The 15036-nt window shown below is 31.9% G+C and carries 19 protein-coding genes; all 19 read right to left on the bottom strand.

The window, feature by feature from the left end:
- Positions 1–30 precede the first annotated feature (30 nt).
- Positions 31–789, bottom strand: coding sequence for a hypothetical protein (locus ABRY23_07820; GenBank protein MFA3782953.1), 759 nt, complete (start codon positions 787–789; stop codon positions 31–33).
- 181 nt (positions 790–970) lie between these two features.
- Positions 971–1318 carry a 50S ribosomal protein L19 gene (rplS, locus tag ABRY23_07815; GenBank protein MFA3782952.1) on the bottom strand — a complete coding sequence of 116 codons (348 nt, stop codon included), beginning with the start codon at positions 1316–1318 and terminating at the stop codon, positions 971–973.
- A gap of 3 nt (positions 1319–1321) precedes the next feature.
- The gene (gene trmD, locus ABRY23_07810) at positions 1322–2002 is read right to left on the bottom strand and encodes a tRNA (guanosine(37)-N1)-methyltransferase TrmD (protein ID MFA3782951.1); all 681 of its coding nucleotides are present in this window, start codon (positions 2000–2002) and stop codon (positions 1322–1324) included.
- A complete protein-coding gene (gene rimM / locus ABRY23_07805) occupies positions 2002–2520 on the bottom strand; it encodes a ribosome maturation factor RimM (protein ID MFA3782950.1) in 519 nt (172 codons plus the stop codon). Before rimM ends, trmD begins: the two co-directional genes overlap by 1 nt.
- Positions 2521–2536: 16 nt before the next feature.
- Positions 2537–2770 (bottom strand): KH domain-containing protein, encoded by a 234-nt coding sequence (locus ABRY23_07800; protein ID MFA3782949.1) that lies wholly within the window; start codon positions 2768–2770, stop codon positions 2537–2539.
- A gap of 94 nt (positions 2771–2864) precedes the next feature.
- Entirely contained in the window at positions 2865–3311 is a 447-nt protein-coding gene (gene rpsP, locus ABRY23_07795) for a 30S ribosomal protein S16 (GenBank protein ID MFA3782948.1), read from the bottom strand.
- Between the two features lie 48 nt (positions 3312–3359).
- The gene (ffh, locus tag ABRY23_07790) at positions 3360–4688 is read right to left on the bottom strand and encodes a signal recognition particle protein (GenBank protein ID MFA3782947.1); all 1329 of its coding nucleotides are present in this window, start codon (positions 4686–4688) and stop codon (positions 3360–3362) included.
- A 50-nt stretch (positions 4689–4738) separates the two neighbouring features.
- Positions 4739–5617: an ATP synthase F1 subunit gamma gene (atpG, locus tag ABRY23_07785; protein ID MFA3782946.1), complete on the bottom strand. Its 879-nt coding sequence runs from the start codon at positions 5615–5617 to the stop codon at positions 4739–4741.
- An 18-nt stretch (positions 5618–5635) separates the two neighbouring features.
- The gene (gene atpA, locus ABRY23_07780; GenBank protein MFA3782945.1) at positions 5636–7186 is read right to left on the bottom strand and encodes a F0F1 ATP synthase subunit alpha; all 1551 of its coding nucleotides are present in this window, start codon (positions 7184–7186) and stop codon (positions 5636–5638) included.
- A gap of 24 nt (positions 7187–7210) precedes the next feature.
- Entirely contained in the window at positions 7211–7768 is a 558-nt protein-coding gene (gene atpH, locus ABRY23_07775) for an ATP synthase F1 subunit delta (GenBank protein MFA3782944.1), read from the bottom strand.
- Between the two features lie 2 nt (positions 7769–7770).
- Complete coding sequence (gene atpF, locus ABRY23_07770; GenBank protein MFA3782943.1) at positions 7771–8265, bottom strand: F0F1 ATP synthase subunit B; 495 nt, start codon at positions 8263–8265, stop codon at positions 7771–7773.
- A 78-nt stretch (positions 8266–8343) separates the two neighbouring features.
- On the bottom strand, positions 8344–8562 hold the full coding sequence (atpE, locus tag ABRY23_07765) for an ATP synthase F0 subunit C (GenBank protein ID MFA3782942.1): 219 nt from the start codon (positions 8560–8562) through the stop codon (positions 8344–8346).
- A gap of 28 nt (positions 8563–8590) precedes the next feature.
- Positions 8591–9433 (bottom strand): F0F1 ATP synthase subunit A, encoded by an 843-nt coding sequence (gene atpB, locus ABRY23_07760; GenBank protein ID MFA3782941.1) that lies wholly within the window; start codon positions 9431–9433, stop codon positions 8591–8593.
- A 378-nt stretch (positions 9434–9811) separates the two neighbouring features.
- Positions 9812–10063, bottom strand: a complete 252-nt coding sequence (locus tag ABRY23_07755; GenBank protein ID MFA3782940.1) for an AtpZ/AtpI family protein — start codon at positions 10061–10063, stop codon at positions 9812–9814.
- Entirely contained in the window at positions 10064–10432 is a 369-nt protein-coding gene (locus ABRY23_07750) for a polymer-forming cytoskeletal protein (protein MFA3782939.1), read from the bottom strand.
- Positions 10433–10444: 12 nt separating this feature from the next.
- Positions 10445–11275 (bottom strand): peptidoglycan DD-metalloendopeptidase family protein, encoded by an 831-nt coding sequence (locus ABRY23_07745; protein ID MFA3782938.1) that lies wholly within the window; start codon positions 11273–11275, stop codon positions 10445–10447.
- A 57-nt stretch (positions 11276–11332) separates the two neighbouring features.
- Positions 11333–12346, bottom strand: a complete 1014-nt coding sequence (locus tag ABRY23_07740; protein ID MFA3782937.1) for a glycosyltransferase family 9 protein — start codon at positions 12344–12346, stop codon at positions 11333–11335.
- A gap of 1 nt (position 12347) precedes the next feature.
- Positions 12348–13226 carry a lysophospholipid acyltransferase family protein gene (locus ABRY23_07735; GenBank protein MFA3782936.1) on the bottom strand — a complete coding sequence of 293 codons (879 nt, stop codon included), beginning with the start codon at positions 13224–13226 and terminating at the stop codon, positions 12348–12350.
- Positions 13227–13233: 7 nt separating this feature from the next.
- Entirely contained in the window at positions 13234–14613 is a 1380-nt protein-coding gene (locus ABRY23_07730; protein MFA3782935.1) for a GWxTD domain-containing protein, read from the bottom strand.
- Positions 14614–15036 lie beyond the last annotated feature (423 nt).

Genomic DNA, 15036 nt, shown 5'->3' with positions numbered 1-15036 from the left:
AATTGTAAAGCAAATACAGGTAGCGACCCATTAAACAAATTTTATATCAAAGATATCATCAACAAAACCATGATAAAAGAGTAACTTAATTAGCTCATTGATTGAGTCTATCTCAGTTTCTGTGATTTCAAAATATATAGAACCAAGATTTTCACGGATATAGTCCGCCATATTAATTTCCAAATCAATTTTATTAAGTATCTTATTGATATTATCCTCAACAATTTTATCTAAATCGGTTAACTTAATAGTAAAATCAGTCAATAGATCCTTGTTCTTTGAGGTCAAAAGATAATTTGTATAAGGTGCGTTCAACAATTCTGCTATTTCATCAGCTAAACTAATTCTTGATTTCAAAAAATTTTGAGAGAGGTTTTCGTTGCCTACAATTATGTAGTTTCTTTCATTCAATTTTAGTTCTTCCTTGTCGATTACAAATTCCACATCAGCAGAAAATCTTTCATTAAACAAAATTTTTGGAAGTATAACCTCATTTTTTGATATATCGCCCCGTAAAAAAACTTTGTCAAAGTTCTTTTGTTCCGGCAGAAAATAAAAATAAGCGTTAGACAACTCACCATCGAAGGAAATACCAATTTTGCTAGAGACATATAAGTCTCGATGGTCTATTAAATCACAAGATGGCATCAGTCCAATGTAATCTTCATGTAATTCTAAATCCCTTGCAATTAAAGAGGATTCTTTAACAATAATATTTTTTATATTGTCTGCAGGCAAAGACAACGCAAAAATAGCTGCAAAAATATTTTGTGGTAATAATATATCCATAATAATCTATTCATTAATAAAATAAGGGAGCAGCCTAAAAAGTAGACCAATAAAACAGATTTTTAAAAAAATTTTAGATTCTTGTCTATTTAATTTGCCTTACAAATGATATTCTGTTTTCTCACTTCCTTAAAAAACAAGATTAAATATATTGCTTTTTAGAGACCCAAAATGACAAATTTTATTTAGTATTCTTATCTTTAATTCTAGCTGCTTTGCCAGACAAGTTTCTCAAATAATAAAGTTTAGCTCTGCGGACTTTACCTTCTTTGAGTATTTCAATATTAGCAATTTTAGGAGAGTTATAATTAAAAATTCTTTCAACTCCTACGCCGCTAGAAATTTTTCTAACAGTAAAAGTTTTATTAAGACCGCTTCCTCTTACGCTAATTACATCACCTTCAAATGCCTGTAATCTCTCTTTATCACCTTCAATTACTCGAACTTGAACTCTAATATGATCACCTGGTTTAAAGTTCGGCAGGTCATTTCTAATTTGGCTGTTTAGTATTTCATCTACTTTATTCATTTTTTACTCCAAGTTATTAATTTTTTTCCACTTTTCAGTCAGTAATTTTGATTGCTGTTCTTTCCATTCCTTTATTTTTTTTTCATTACCAGAAAGTAAGACTTCTGGAACTTTCATACCAGCAATTTCAGCTGGACGAGTATAATATGGCGGTTCAACAAAATCGCCATCCATTAAAGAATCATTTAATGCTGATTCGCTGTCGTTCAAGACGCCGGGTATCAATCTAACAATTGAATCTATTATAACAAGCGAGGCTAATTCGCCACCGCTAAGCACATAATTACCAATTGAAATTTCATCGGTACAAAATTTTTCTCTAACTCTATCATCAATACCTTTGTAGTGACCACAAACCATCAGCAAATTATCAGCAAGGGAAAGCTTATTTGCCATTTTCTGATTATACAATACACCTTTAGGTGAAGTGAAAATTATGTGGTCATATCGTCTTTCTGAAATTAATTTTTCAATACATTCAAAGAACGGTTCTGGCTTCAGCAGCATGCCTGGTCCACCGCCAAAAGGCTTATCGTCAATTTGTTTATGTTTATCGTGCGTATAGTCTCTTAGATTATGAACTATTATTTCAACTTTTTTTTTATCTTGTGCTCTTTTCAAGATACTTGTATTTAAAGGACTGAAAAGAGAATCCGGCACGGCAGAAATAATATCAATTCGCATCATTTTACATCGTTATAAAGTATGTCACAATCGTTTCGCAAAATTAATTTTTTCTTTTTGGCATCAAAACTTTTCACATAGTCTTTTGAAGAAGGAATCATTGCCTCTCTATTTTGAGTATCCCGAATTACAAAGACAAAGTGTGAAGGCAATTGCAAAACATCAATTAACTCGCCAAAGAGTAATTTATTTCTAAATACTCTACTGCCAATTAAATCATGCACAAAGAAAGTATTTACAGGCAGTTCAATTAAGTTCTGCTTTTTAACAAAAATACTTCTACCCTTCAAAAAAGCTGCGTCAAAAGGCGAATTAAAATTATAGAACTTAATAAGTAACTTTTTTTCTCGATACTCTATTTTTTCAACAAAGAACTTTCTTTTAGCTCCAAAAACATCAATAAAAACTTCACTGAGCTTAAAATATCTTTCTCTGAAGTCAGAGTATGGTTTTACTGCCACAAAACCATCTGATTTGTAAATTGATATTACCTTTGCTATAAGATAAAAGTCATTCACAAATCAGTTAAACAAATTAGTCTAAGATTTTTAAGATCGCTCTTTTACCATCTTTAGCAGCAATAGCAGTAAGAAGAGTTCTCATTGCTTGAGCAGTTTTACCCTGTTTGCCGATTACCTTTCCGACGTCATCGGCACCTACTTTCAGAGTCAGCTCAATAGTTTTTTCATCCGGAGTATTTTCTTCAATGGAAACGCCATCCGGATTGTCAACAAGATGCTTTGCAATAAATTCGATAAATTCCTTCATGGAAATACCTATATAATATGAAATAAAAAGAGTATTATACTGTAATTATGCACAACCAAAATTTAAAATTCAAGCAAAAATATTCTTTTTTGTTCTAATTTTCTTCTTGAGCAGTAGTATTTGCTTCAACATTCTCTTCTTTCGGGCTTAATTCAGTAGTTTCCACTGCTTTAGCTTTCTTTTTATCAGATTTTTTAGATGATAAAGCAGCCATCTTTGCTTCTCGAATCTTTTTCCAATTTTCAATTTCAGCTTCAATTTTCTCAGCATGTAATCCTCTTTTTTGAAGATCCAATTTCAACAGAATACCTTCTGAGCTCAGCAAATTTTTAACAGTCTGAGTAGGTTGTGCTCCAACACTAAGCCAGTAAAGAGCTCTTTCTTCTTTTATGTTTACAAATGCTGGATTTGTCCTAGGATTATATAATCCAATTGCCTCTATAAATTTACCATCTCGCGGGGAACGCGAATCTGCAGCTACAACTTTATAGATGGGCTGCTTCTTCTTCCCCATTCTTCTTAATCTTAACTTAACGGCCAAGCTTAATTTACCTCCTTTTTTTAGTTATTATATTATGTTAGAAAAATTTCAATTAATTGATAAGTTACCAAATAAATTTTTAATTGATTTATTACTGCTCAACATTTTAACCATTTTTTGCATTTCGTAAAATTGCTTTATTAATCTATTAACATCTTGTATTGAAGTACCGCTGCCACGAGCAATTCTTTTTCTTCTGCTTCCATTTAATATTTTTGGTTTTGCCCTTTCTTCTTTTGTCATTGACTGAATAATAGCTTCTACTTTTATAATTTGACTATCATCTATAGTAGCATTTCTTAACATTGAATTAGCACCTGGTATCATAGCCAAAATAGATTTAAGTGAGCCCATTTTTTTTATCATTTTGATTTGCTTTAAGAAGTCATCAAAATCAAATTGATTGGCTTTAAACTTTCTCTCTATTTCAGCTGCTTCTTTTTCATCAAATTCTTTTTGCGCCTTTTCAACAAATGAAATTATATCGCCTTTCCCCAATATTCGTGAAGCAAGTCTTTCAGGGTAAAACAATTCAAGTGAATCAAGTTTTTCGCCGACGCTAATAAACTTAATTGGTTTTTGAACAACAGCTTTAATAGACAAGGCGCAGCCACCTTTAGCATCGCCATCAAGTTTAGTAAGAACAATCCCATCAAATTCAACTTTTTCGTTAAAAGCTTTAGCAGAGTTTACAGCATCTTGCCCAGTCATAGAATCAACTACAAATAAGGTCTCGTGAGGCTTAACTTTTTCCTTAATAGCAGCTACTTCATTCATCATATTTTCATCGACATGAAGTCTTCCTGCAGTATCAATAATTACAGTGTTCAAACCATTTTCCTTAGCATGGGCAATCGAATCTGCTGCAATTTTAACTGCATCAGTTTCACCTTCAATTGAAAAAACAGGCACGTCAACTTGTTTGCCAAGCAAGTTTAGTTGTTCAATTGCAGCTGGTCTGTAAATATCAGCTGCAGTTAAAAGCACTTTACGTTTTTTATCTTTTAAGTATTTTGCAAGTTTACCGCAAAAAGTTGTTTTCCCTGAGCCCTGAAGTCCAATCACCATTATAATTGTAATGCCAGACGGGTTTAACAGTAATTCACTGCCTTTGCCGCCCATTAAAAGAGTCAATTCATCATAAATTATTTTTGTAATTAATTGACCAGGTGTAACAGAAGTTAATACTTCAGTGCCAAGTGCTTTTGATTTTACATCTTCAATAAACTGCTTAGCTACTTTGTAATTTACATCAGCATCTAAAAGAACACGTCTTATTTCGCGTAAAGTATCCGCAATGTTGGACTCGGTTAATCTGCCTTGTCCCGTTATTTTTTTTAACGCTTTTTCAAATTTTTCAGTTAATTCTTCTAACATATAAGATGGAGAGAAAGATAATGATATTAATTGAAATTTCAAACAAACTATTAACTTTCTTTCATAGCATTTGCACCCGAAACAATCTCGATAATCTCTTTAGTTATTGAAGCCTGACGCTCTTTATTGTATGTGAGTCTAAGAGTTCTAATTAATTCTTTAGCATTTTCTGTTGCCATATCCATTGCAGTCATCCTTGCCCCTAATTCTGCAGCAAAAGATTCTAACAACGCACGCCAAAGTTGAATGTTAAGTTTTTTGGGCAGTAAAGAATTGATAATCTCAATTTTATTAGGCTCATAAATATAATCGACAAATTTTTGGTTATTAATTGAATGACCGGGTTTTATAGGCAGCAATTGTTCTATTAGAATGTTTTGTTGTATTACCGACTTAAATTCATTGAACACTAGAATAACATTATCAAATTGGTGATTGAGATATTTTAATTTAAGATCATGAACAATTTTCACAGCTGATTCAAAATTTAGATGAGAAAACAACCCCAAATAAGATTCACTAATTAGATAGTTTCTTTTGGAAAAATAGTCGAAGCCTTTTTTACCCACGCAGTAAAGTTCTAGATTTTTATTGTTGTAAAATTCTTTGTATTCTTTTGAAACTAATTCTTCAACAGTACGAATAACATTCATATTAAAAGCACCGCACATGCCTCTATCGGATGTTATAACTACAATTGCAACTCTTTCGTACTTTCTCTGTTGAAGTAACTCATTACTAACATTTTTCTCGACGGATAAAAGATGATTGATTACCTCATTAATTTTTCTTGCATATGGACGCGCATTAATAATATTTTCTTGAGCCTTGCGCAATTGAACAGCAGCTATCATTTTCATCGCGCGAGTAATTTGTTGAATATTGCTCACGCCTGTTATTCTTCTTTTTATATCTCTTAAAGTAGCCATATTAGCTTTGGATAAAAATTAACTTGTTCCTTTAAATCTTTCTAAAAACTCTTCAACTGCCTTTTTAATTTTTTCAATAGTATTATCATTTAATGCTTTTGTTGTTCTAATATCCTCAAAGATTTCGGGATATTTCAAATCAACGTATTCTAAGAATTCTTTTTCAAATTTTTTTACGTCTTTTACATCAATTGTTTCAAGGTAATTGTTCGTCCCAATAAAAACGCTAACAACTTGTTTTTCTACCGGAACTGGCGAATATTGACCTTGCTTTAACAATTCAACCAGTCTAGCACCCTTGGCTAAGGTTCTTTGAGTTGCCTTGTCAAGGTCGGAACCGAACTTAGCAAATGCTTCTAATTCTCTGTATTGAGCTAAATCTAATTTTAATGAGCCGGCGACTTTTTTCATTGCTTTTATTTGGGCATTACCACCCACACGGGAAACAGAAATCCCTACGTTAATAGCAGGTCTAACACCGGCATTAAACAAACCCGGCTCCAGATAAATCTGCCCATCTGTTATCGAGATTACATTTGTGGGTATATAAGCTGAAACATCACCTTGCTGTGTTTCAATGATAGGCAATGCTGTTAAACTACCACCGCCTAATTCATCATTAAGTTTGGAAGCTCTTTCAAGTAATCTTGAATGTAAATAAAAGACATCACCGGGATATGCTTCTCTACCTGGTGGCCTTCTCAATAAAAGCGAAAGTTCTCTGTAAGCAGCAGCTTGTTTGGAAAGGTCGTCATAAATTACTAATGCATGGCGGCCAGAATCTCTAAAGTATTCTCCCAAAGTTGCTCCAGCATAAGGCGCTATGTATTGAAGAGGTGCTGGTACAGAAGCCGGTGCACTAATAACAGTTGTATATTCCATTGCTCCGTTTTCTTCCAATTTTGCTACTACTTGTGCTACTGTCGAATTCTTTTGACCAATTGCAACGTAAATACAATAAACAGGCTTTATACCATATTTTTTAGCTTCTTCACTATGGGTATATTTTTGATTTATAATTGTATCAACTGCGATTGCAGTTTTTCCTGTCTGGCGGTCTCCAATTATTAATTCTCTTTGCCCTCTTCCGATTGGTATCATAGCATCAATCGCAGTAATTCCTGTTTGCAATGGTTCTTTTACTGGTTGACGTGAAATAACACCCAAAGCCTTTCTTTCAATGGGCATATATTTTTCGTGTAGAATTGGGCCTTTACCGTCTACCGGTTCACCCAAAGGATTGACAACTCTCCCAAGTAGTTTCTCACCTACAGGAAAAGAGGCTACTCTATTAGTCCTTTTAACTATATCTCCTTCTTTAATTAGTGAACTCTCTCCAAAAAGCACGCAGCCAACACTATCTTCTTCAAGGTTTAAGACCATACCCATAACGTTATTAGGAAACTCCACTAATTCACTTGCCATTACTTTCGACAATCCATAAACTCTTGCTATGCCATCTCCAACTTGAAGAACTGTACCGACATCATAAATATCTACTTCGTTGTCAAAACCAGCCAATTGTTTTCTTAATATTGCTGATATTTCGTCTGGTCTAACTTCAGCCATTTTAGTTCCTAAATTTTTTCTTGATTAATTATTTGTCACAATTATTTGTTCAAGGAAAGCTTTTCTTAACAAACTTAATCTATGAATAATAGAAGCATCATAAATTGTATCGTTAATTTTAATCCAAAAACCACCGATTAAATTTTTATCCACATCAAAATCTAAATTAACTGCCTTTTTCGTAAAATTTTCAATTCTTGTTTTAATTTCCATTTTAATTGATTCTGACAATTCTACAGCAGAAGTTACTTTTGCCCTAAGAATACCCATCCTTGCATCTCTTAATTCAGTAAACCTGGCAAAAATATCAAATAAAAATTCCTCCCTATTTTTATCTACTATAAATCTCATAAAATTTAATGAATCGGTACTTACTTTGTCTTTAAAAATTTCAGACAGGATATTAGCTTTTGTTATTTGATTGACAACCGGGCTTTTTAGTGCAACTCTTAAATCCCTTGAACTCTTTAATGTATTATAAATCAAATCAGCGTCGTCAGAAATAACAGCCAGCGATTTTTTTTCGTCGGCAAGTTTCATCAACGATTTTGCATACCTATCGGCAATTCTAAATGAGCCCATAACTAATTTTTAGGTAATTCCTCTAAATATTTTTGAACAATTTTAAGTTGCTTTTCCTTATCAAGATTTTCGCGGATAATTTTTTCTGCAGCATTTATAGCAATTTCAGCAACTTGATTTTTTAAGCTTACGAAAGCCTCTTGATTTTTCCTTTCAATTTCTGCTTGTGCATCGGCCACTAATTTCTTAGCATGCTGCTTGCTTTCCTCAAGTATTTGATTACGAAGTTTCTCGGCATTAGCGCGACTTTCCTCAATTATTTTTTGTGCTTCTTGTTCAGCCTTCGATAAATTTACTTTATTTTCTTTTATAAGCTTTTCTGCTTCTTGCTTTGCTTTCTCAGCTGCTTCTAAAGAATCTTTAATGAACTTTTCTCTTACTTCAAGTGAGTTTAAGATAGGTTTCCAAGCAAATTTTTTGAGGACAAAAAACAATAAAATAAATGTTACCGTAGTCCAAAATATTACTCCAGGATTAATATCCAAGGGACTGCCCATCGACTCACCCCCGCTAAAAAAATATACCGCTGTAAGAATACTCATAAAGTACATTTTTAAGCTACCTTAAAAAAATTATTATTTAAGAGCTAAAAGGATACATATAACAAGAGCAAACAGTGAAATACCTTCGATTAAAGCTGCTGCGATAATCATCGAAGTTCTAATATCACCTGCTGCTTCTGGCTGGCGGCCACTTGCTTCCATAGCAGAACTTGCAAGTTTGCCAATTCCATATGCACCACCAATAATTGTTAATCCGGCTCCAAAGCCAGCTGCTAAATATGCAAATTCCATCTAATTCCTCCTATAGTTATTTTGTTAGTTAATGTTCTTGGTGAACTGCCATTCCTATAAACAAGGAAGACAGCATTGTAAAAATATATGCTTGAATTAACGCAACTAAAATTTCAAGCAGACTAATAAATAAAGCAAAAGACACCGATACCGGTGCAACAAAGTATGTATGCAAAATAAAAATTAAACCTATCAATGCCATAATAACCGTGTGGCCAGCCGTCATGTTTGCAAAAAGACGTACTGCCAAAGCAAACGGCTTTGTAAACAATCCAAGTAACTCTACCACTGCCATTATTGGTATAAGCCAAAATGGTATACCATGCGGGATAAGACCTTTAAAATATCCAATCACACCATTTTTCATCATCCCACCTATTTGAATAAATAGAAATGAAATTGTTGCTAACGTGGCCGTTACTGCAATGTTGCTTGTGGCTGTAGAACCGTATGGAATTAACCCAAGTAAATTACAAGTGAGTATAAAAAAGAAGATGCTTAATAAATAAGGAAGAAATTTCTGATACCCGGATCCAATAGTTGGTTTGGCTATTTCGTCTCGCACAAATACAACAACAACTTCTAATAAATTGGTTAACCCCTTAGGCACTAAAGATTTCTTATATGACTTAGCTGTAATGATAAAAACAATAATTAAAATAATTGTTGCAAGCCACATGAAAACAACATGCTTCGTTATCGAGATATCAAGCCCAAGTAAGTTAATTTGAGGCAAATGAACAACTCCAAATGGCGACAGATCCAGATCCCTTGCATCAAGAATATGATGCATTATCCAGCCAGCACCACGGCTACTTTCCGCAGTATTTTGTACAGCTTCAGCTGTTTTATTTATTGCTTCGTAATACATTTATTTTATTATACTTATAATGCTCTTCTTTGCCTTTGTATAATAACAACTTCTAAGACTAAAAAAATTATATAAAATAAAAAGAACCCAAATATAAAGGCATATTCGTCAATTTTCAAGAATTTTATTGACAAAACTACTAAGACAATCATTAAGAATATTCTAAAAAACATACCTGTCAAGCTGCTTATTAAAAAGGACTTGTTATTGCTTTTGAAAAAATACTTAAGTAAAATGAATGCAATAACAAAGTTAATAATGCAGTAAAATAAAGCCAGTAGAATTGAAAATAATTGAATAGAATTAATTAATTTGAAAGCAAAGAGTGACAAAATTACTACTAATAACATCCCGCTCAAAAGCAGAATACTTAGAATTTCATTTCTCAAGCTTATTTTTTTCGTTTAATTTTAGAACGGTTTTAACAAAATTATAAATGCCTGCAAATCCACCTAAAAAAGAAAATACAATCATCAGTATTGGTGATGTATTAAACTTTTCATCAAGCCATCTGCCGAGAAAGAACATTAAAATTATAGTAGCGGCTAATTGAGTCCCTAAGCCTAAATAAGGCCCCAATTGCTTATAAACATCGGAAAATTTTTTAATCGGTTTCTCCTCATCATACATTTATTTTTCATCATCTGCTTTTTCATCACGATTCATCTTACTATTACCGAAAAAGAAAGCACCTTCTTCTATTACAAGAGTGCGACAAATGATATCGCCTTTAAGAACAGATTTAGATTCCAACTTAAGTTTATTTAAAGCACTTACCGTACCTTCAAGTTTACCACTGTTGGTTATATTTTTTGCTTTAATTTCTCCTTTTATTTCGGATGTTTCTCCAATTGTTAAATTCCCGTTTACAGTTACATTACCTAGGATAACGCCATCAATCCTTACATTTCCCTCGCTTGATAAATTACCTTCAATTTTTACTCCGTGACTTAAAATACTAACATCTTCAGGTGAGTTAATTTCATGTTTTTGTGCCATTTAAAGCTCTCCTTACTTTGTTATAACTGAAAGTGGGTCAATTGGTTTACCGTCTTTCCAAATTTCAAAATGTAAATGGGGACCAGTAGTATTGCTACCAGAATTACCACTCAAAGCTATTAATTCCCCTTGATTAACAAATTCTCGTGTTCTTTTTAGCAATAATGAACAATGTTTGTAAATTGTAATGTAGCCGTTTTTATGTTGAATCATTATAACATAACCATCAGTTGTCAAATAATCAGCAAAAATAATCAAACCGCCTATCGATGCATATATAGGCGTTCCAATTTTCAAACCATAATCAATTCCAAAATGACCTTTATCAGGATCAAAATATTGAATAATTATTCCCGTAGCTGGGTTCAAAAAAACTTCTTGACTATCTAAGTTTGTGCTGTGAAAAATTTTATTCATTAATGTGATGAAAGCTTCGTATAGATTACCCCCTATTTTTAATTTTTGATTATGATAACTTCGCAATGAATCATAAATTGCTGAAGTAGAGTCTAACGTATCGGCTTTCCCTAACATAATTGCATATTTTAACTTTTGATTTTCAGATGCCATTGACTCTAATTGACGCGTAAGAAATGTTATCTGTTTTTCTAATTCTTCAATTCGAGCTTTTTCGGTCTTCAATTGGCTGCTGTCAAACATATATAAGGTATTTTTAAGTGGGGTCAAAAACAGTATCATAAAAAAAATGAACATAACTAATAAACTATATACGACCAAATAAGCAAACAGCCTCAATAAACTCACTTTATATCTTTTAGTGGTAAGTGAAGAAAAATTAGGCGTTACATATACAGCAGCCTTTTTAATTTCTCTTAGGTTCAATATACTCATACTTAGTAAATATGTTTTAATACAAATATAGCTATTTAACAAAATAAATTACACATTGAGCATAATGCTAATTTTATCGATTACGGCTGAAGGTTTTAAATTATAACCACAATCAAAAGTCTCGATCGGGCATTTTTCCCTTCCATGTATGCCGCAAGGTTTACATTGCAAATTATCATAACTAAGCCATTGACCTTTTTGATTGTATGGATAAAAACCAAATTCTTTAATTGTAGAGCAATATAATGTAAGTACAGAAATATCCGCTGCAACTCCCATATGAGTTGGGGCGCTGTCGTTGCAAATCAATATTCTTGAATTTCTTAAAAGTTCTATTGTTTCTACAACATTAAGTAAACCGGCTACAGAAAAAACATTTTCGTCAAATTTTCTTTCCAAATTTTTGCACAGCACCTCATCTTCATTACTTCCTATCAGGAAAACAAAAAAATTTTTGTTGGTTAAAAAACTAATTATTTCATAAAAATATTTTTCGGGATAAATTTTTGTTTTCCAGACAGAACCTGGTGCCACACATGCAATTTGTTTGTTAGTCTTTGATAAAATAATTTCTTTTATTTTTACTTTAACGTCTTGTCTTATGTTAACTATTGGTAAAATTTTCCAATCATCACTTTCATTATTAAGAAGATTCAAATTTCTTTTTACTTCGTGACTATTGTAATCATACTTTACTCTGTTTTTATAAACGAAGCTTAAAGATGCAGTATCAAATCCAACTGAATTTCTAATACCGGAAAAAAATACTATAAGAGAGGTTCTAAACGACCTATGCGGTGAGTAGACAATTTCGTATTTCTCTGCTTTTAGTTTGTGTGCAAAATTAATGATGCCAAAAATTGATTTATGTTCTCCCTTTTTATCCAGCACAATAACAGATTTAACAAAAGGACTACTTCTGAAAATAATTTCAGTAGATGGGATAGCAACAACATCAATATTAGAATTTGGATATTTTTCTGCAATTTTTTGGATTAATGGTAAAGTTAAAATAGCATCACCCAAAAAGGCAGTCTGAATTACCAAAATTCTTTTAATCATTTTAATATTTCCAAATTTTGTGCATCCAGAACCATTGCTCAGGGTGTTCCTTAACATGTTTTTCAAGCAAATTAAAATACTTTTGATTTAGCATTTTAACTTTATCGTCAGTTCTTTCACCTTGCAAAGATAATGGATTTATCTCGTATAAAAAGATTTTGTAATTCAAATCTGCCTTTCGTTCTATTAAACCTACTAAAATAGGACAATTTGTTTTAATTGCTATTTGAGCAGTACCGGAGTAAACCGCAGTTTCATTGCCTAAGAAATTAACTCTTAATCCTTCTTTCGGTCCTCTTTGGTCACCCACCACGCCAATTAAACCACCGTTTTTAATTACAGAGTAAATTTCTCTTACCGAAACCCCTAAAGGAACTACTTTATTCCCAAATTTTTCTCTAGCTTTATTTATCCATTCTGTAACATATCTATTTCTCTGAGGCTTTGCCATTACGTACATTGGAATATTCGTTTTTGCACCGACCCAAGCTGCCCCAATTTCCCAGCTGCCATAGTGACCAGTAATTAAAATCAATCCTTTCCTTTCATTGTATTTTTCTATTACCAATTTAAGTTCATCACATTCTGCTAAGGTGAGCAACTCTTCTTTTTTCATGTACGGGAAGTACATCAACTCAAAAAAAGTTAATATTATGTTAAAATAATTTTTTTTTGCAATCATGCTAATCTCTTTTGCTGAAAGGGAAGGAAAGGCTTTTTGAAGATTAGAAAAAACTATCTTTTTTCTTATAGGTACACAGTAATAGACAAAAAGTGCAAAAAGTTTAGCAAATTTTCTCGTTCTTTTTAACTTAAGAATTGAAAAAAATTTTGATAATGATAAGAAAAGAAAAAATTCAATTTTATCTCTAATATGCATTTAATATTTAATGTACGGTTAATTGTTGCATCCAGTTTGGGTCCTGGATTTCCCCTTTCTTTGTAGAGTTTAATAGTTGATAATTATTAAATCCCGTTAAATCACCAAAATTGAAAATTACACCACCTTCAATTGAGTTATAATACCAAGTCTCATAAGGTTTCACATTAGGTTCATTGGGGAAGAAATCTTTTTGGTCAGGCTCTCCATATAACAAATATACTCTGCCTCTATCAGATTTATAACCCTCTCTATTTGCGTAACCAAAATGTTTATTTGCATATTCAACTCTTCTCATATATTCTTCTTTAAATTCATTTTGAGGGGTTTCTGGATTTGTATCTCTAACTTTCCAAAATTTAAATAAAAACTCTCTTTTACCGTTAAGAGAATCGATTTTAGAGTACTGTTCAATTTCTTTTTTTGTAGCTATATATTTGGCCTCATCAAACATCTTATCACATTCTTGGGCAGTCATAACAGCAAATTCACTTGATATGTAGGATTCACCAGCATACATTCTTTGTGTTGTATCAACAACATTAGGATTGTATAAATAAAATCTTTTCGATGAAACAAAGGCTTGATTTGTAACTGTGTCAACTAAACTTAATAATAATGTATATGAATCAGTAGGATATTTTGAAAGGTTAATTACACCTACATCAACTACTGACTTATCACTTTGATTAACATATTTAAATGATTGATATATCGTTTTGCCCAAACTATTAACTAAGAATTTATCCAATCTAAACTTTTGCTCTGGCTTAGTTAACTTTAAATTGTACAGCTCATCATAATAAAACATTACAGGTGAGTGGTTCGTAAATACCATAGTTGGGTTGGGTATAACTTCATAAGTATTTTTATAAAAAAGCGAATTTGGATCAGCACCATCTGTTTTGATGTTGCTTGCTAATTCAATATCACTTATTGAATATTTTTCACTACTATATGGTTCTACAACCACAACTTCATTTATAATTTTATTTAATGACTCGTTCTCCTTGTCTTTAGCAGAAACTACTACTGAATACTTACCCCTTGGAATTAATATCCCGAATAAACCCATTAAATTTTTTGACAAATAATTAGTAGTTGTATCTTCCACAACTGATTTAATTGACCAGTCCTTATTTAATAAATATTCATTTGTACCTAAATTCTTAATTTCAATGTGTACAATAGCATCGAACAAATAACCTGATTGCGCTTTTTTCAAAACCATATCTCGTGGATTTAAGCTGTAGTAAAACTCCATATAAACTGTATCCCTATTGTAATTAAATTTAGCATAGTCAAAATCAAATGACAGTTCTTTTTGTGAGAATAAACTATTGCTAAAAAAAAGTAATAATAGAAAAGAAAGTAGTTTTGTATTCATGTCTAACTCTTGTTAAATTATTTGTTAACACTTAAAAATAGAAAAACACATTAAAAAAGAGAAGACAATTCAATAGCAACTATACAGAAAATTCCGCAATAACTGAAACCTCTGCAAGGTATTAATGGACCTTGTAGAGGATTTATTTTGAATCTCGCCTAAATCATTAATAATAAAATGACATCATTTATTCTACGAGGATTCGTAAATTTTGGGTGATATTACCATTCTACAATAATTGAACATCTACGATGTTCTTTTACCATTCTGCAAATTTTATTATTATTAACCTTGTAGAGGTCTTATTATTGTGAAAAAAATACCCTTAAAATCTTGTACAAATCCTTATGGATTTTATCATTCTACTACTACAATAATTGAACATCTACGATGTTCTTTTATATTCTATAGATTTTTTTATTG

Source organism: Melioribacteraceae bacterium 4301-Me (genome assembly GCA_041538185.1).
Taxonomy (GTDB): domain Bacteria; phylum Bacteroidota; class Ignavibacteria; order Ignavibacteriales; family Melioribacteraceae; genus Pyranulibacter; species Pyranulibacter aquaticus.
The sequence above is the reverse complement of the archived record's forward strand: the minus strand, read 5'-3'. Positions and strand labels throughout refer to the sequence as shown.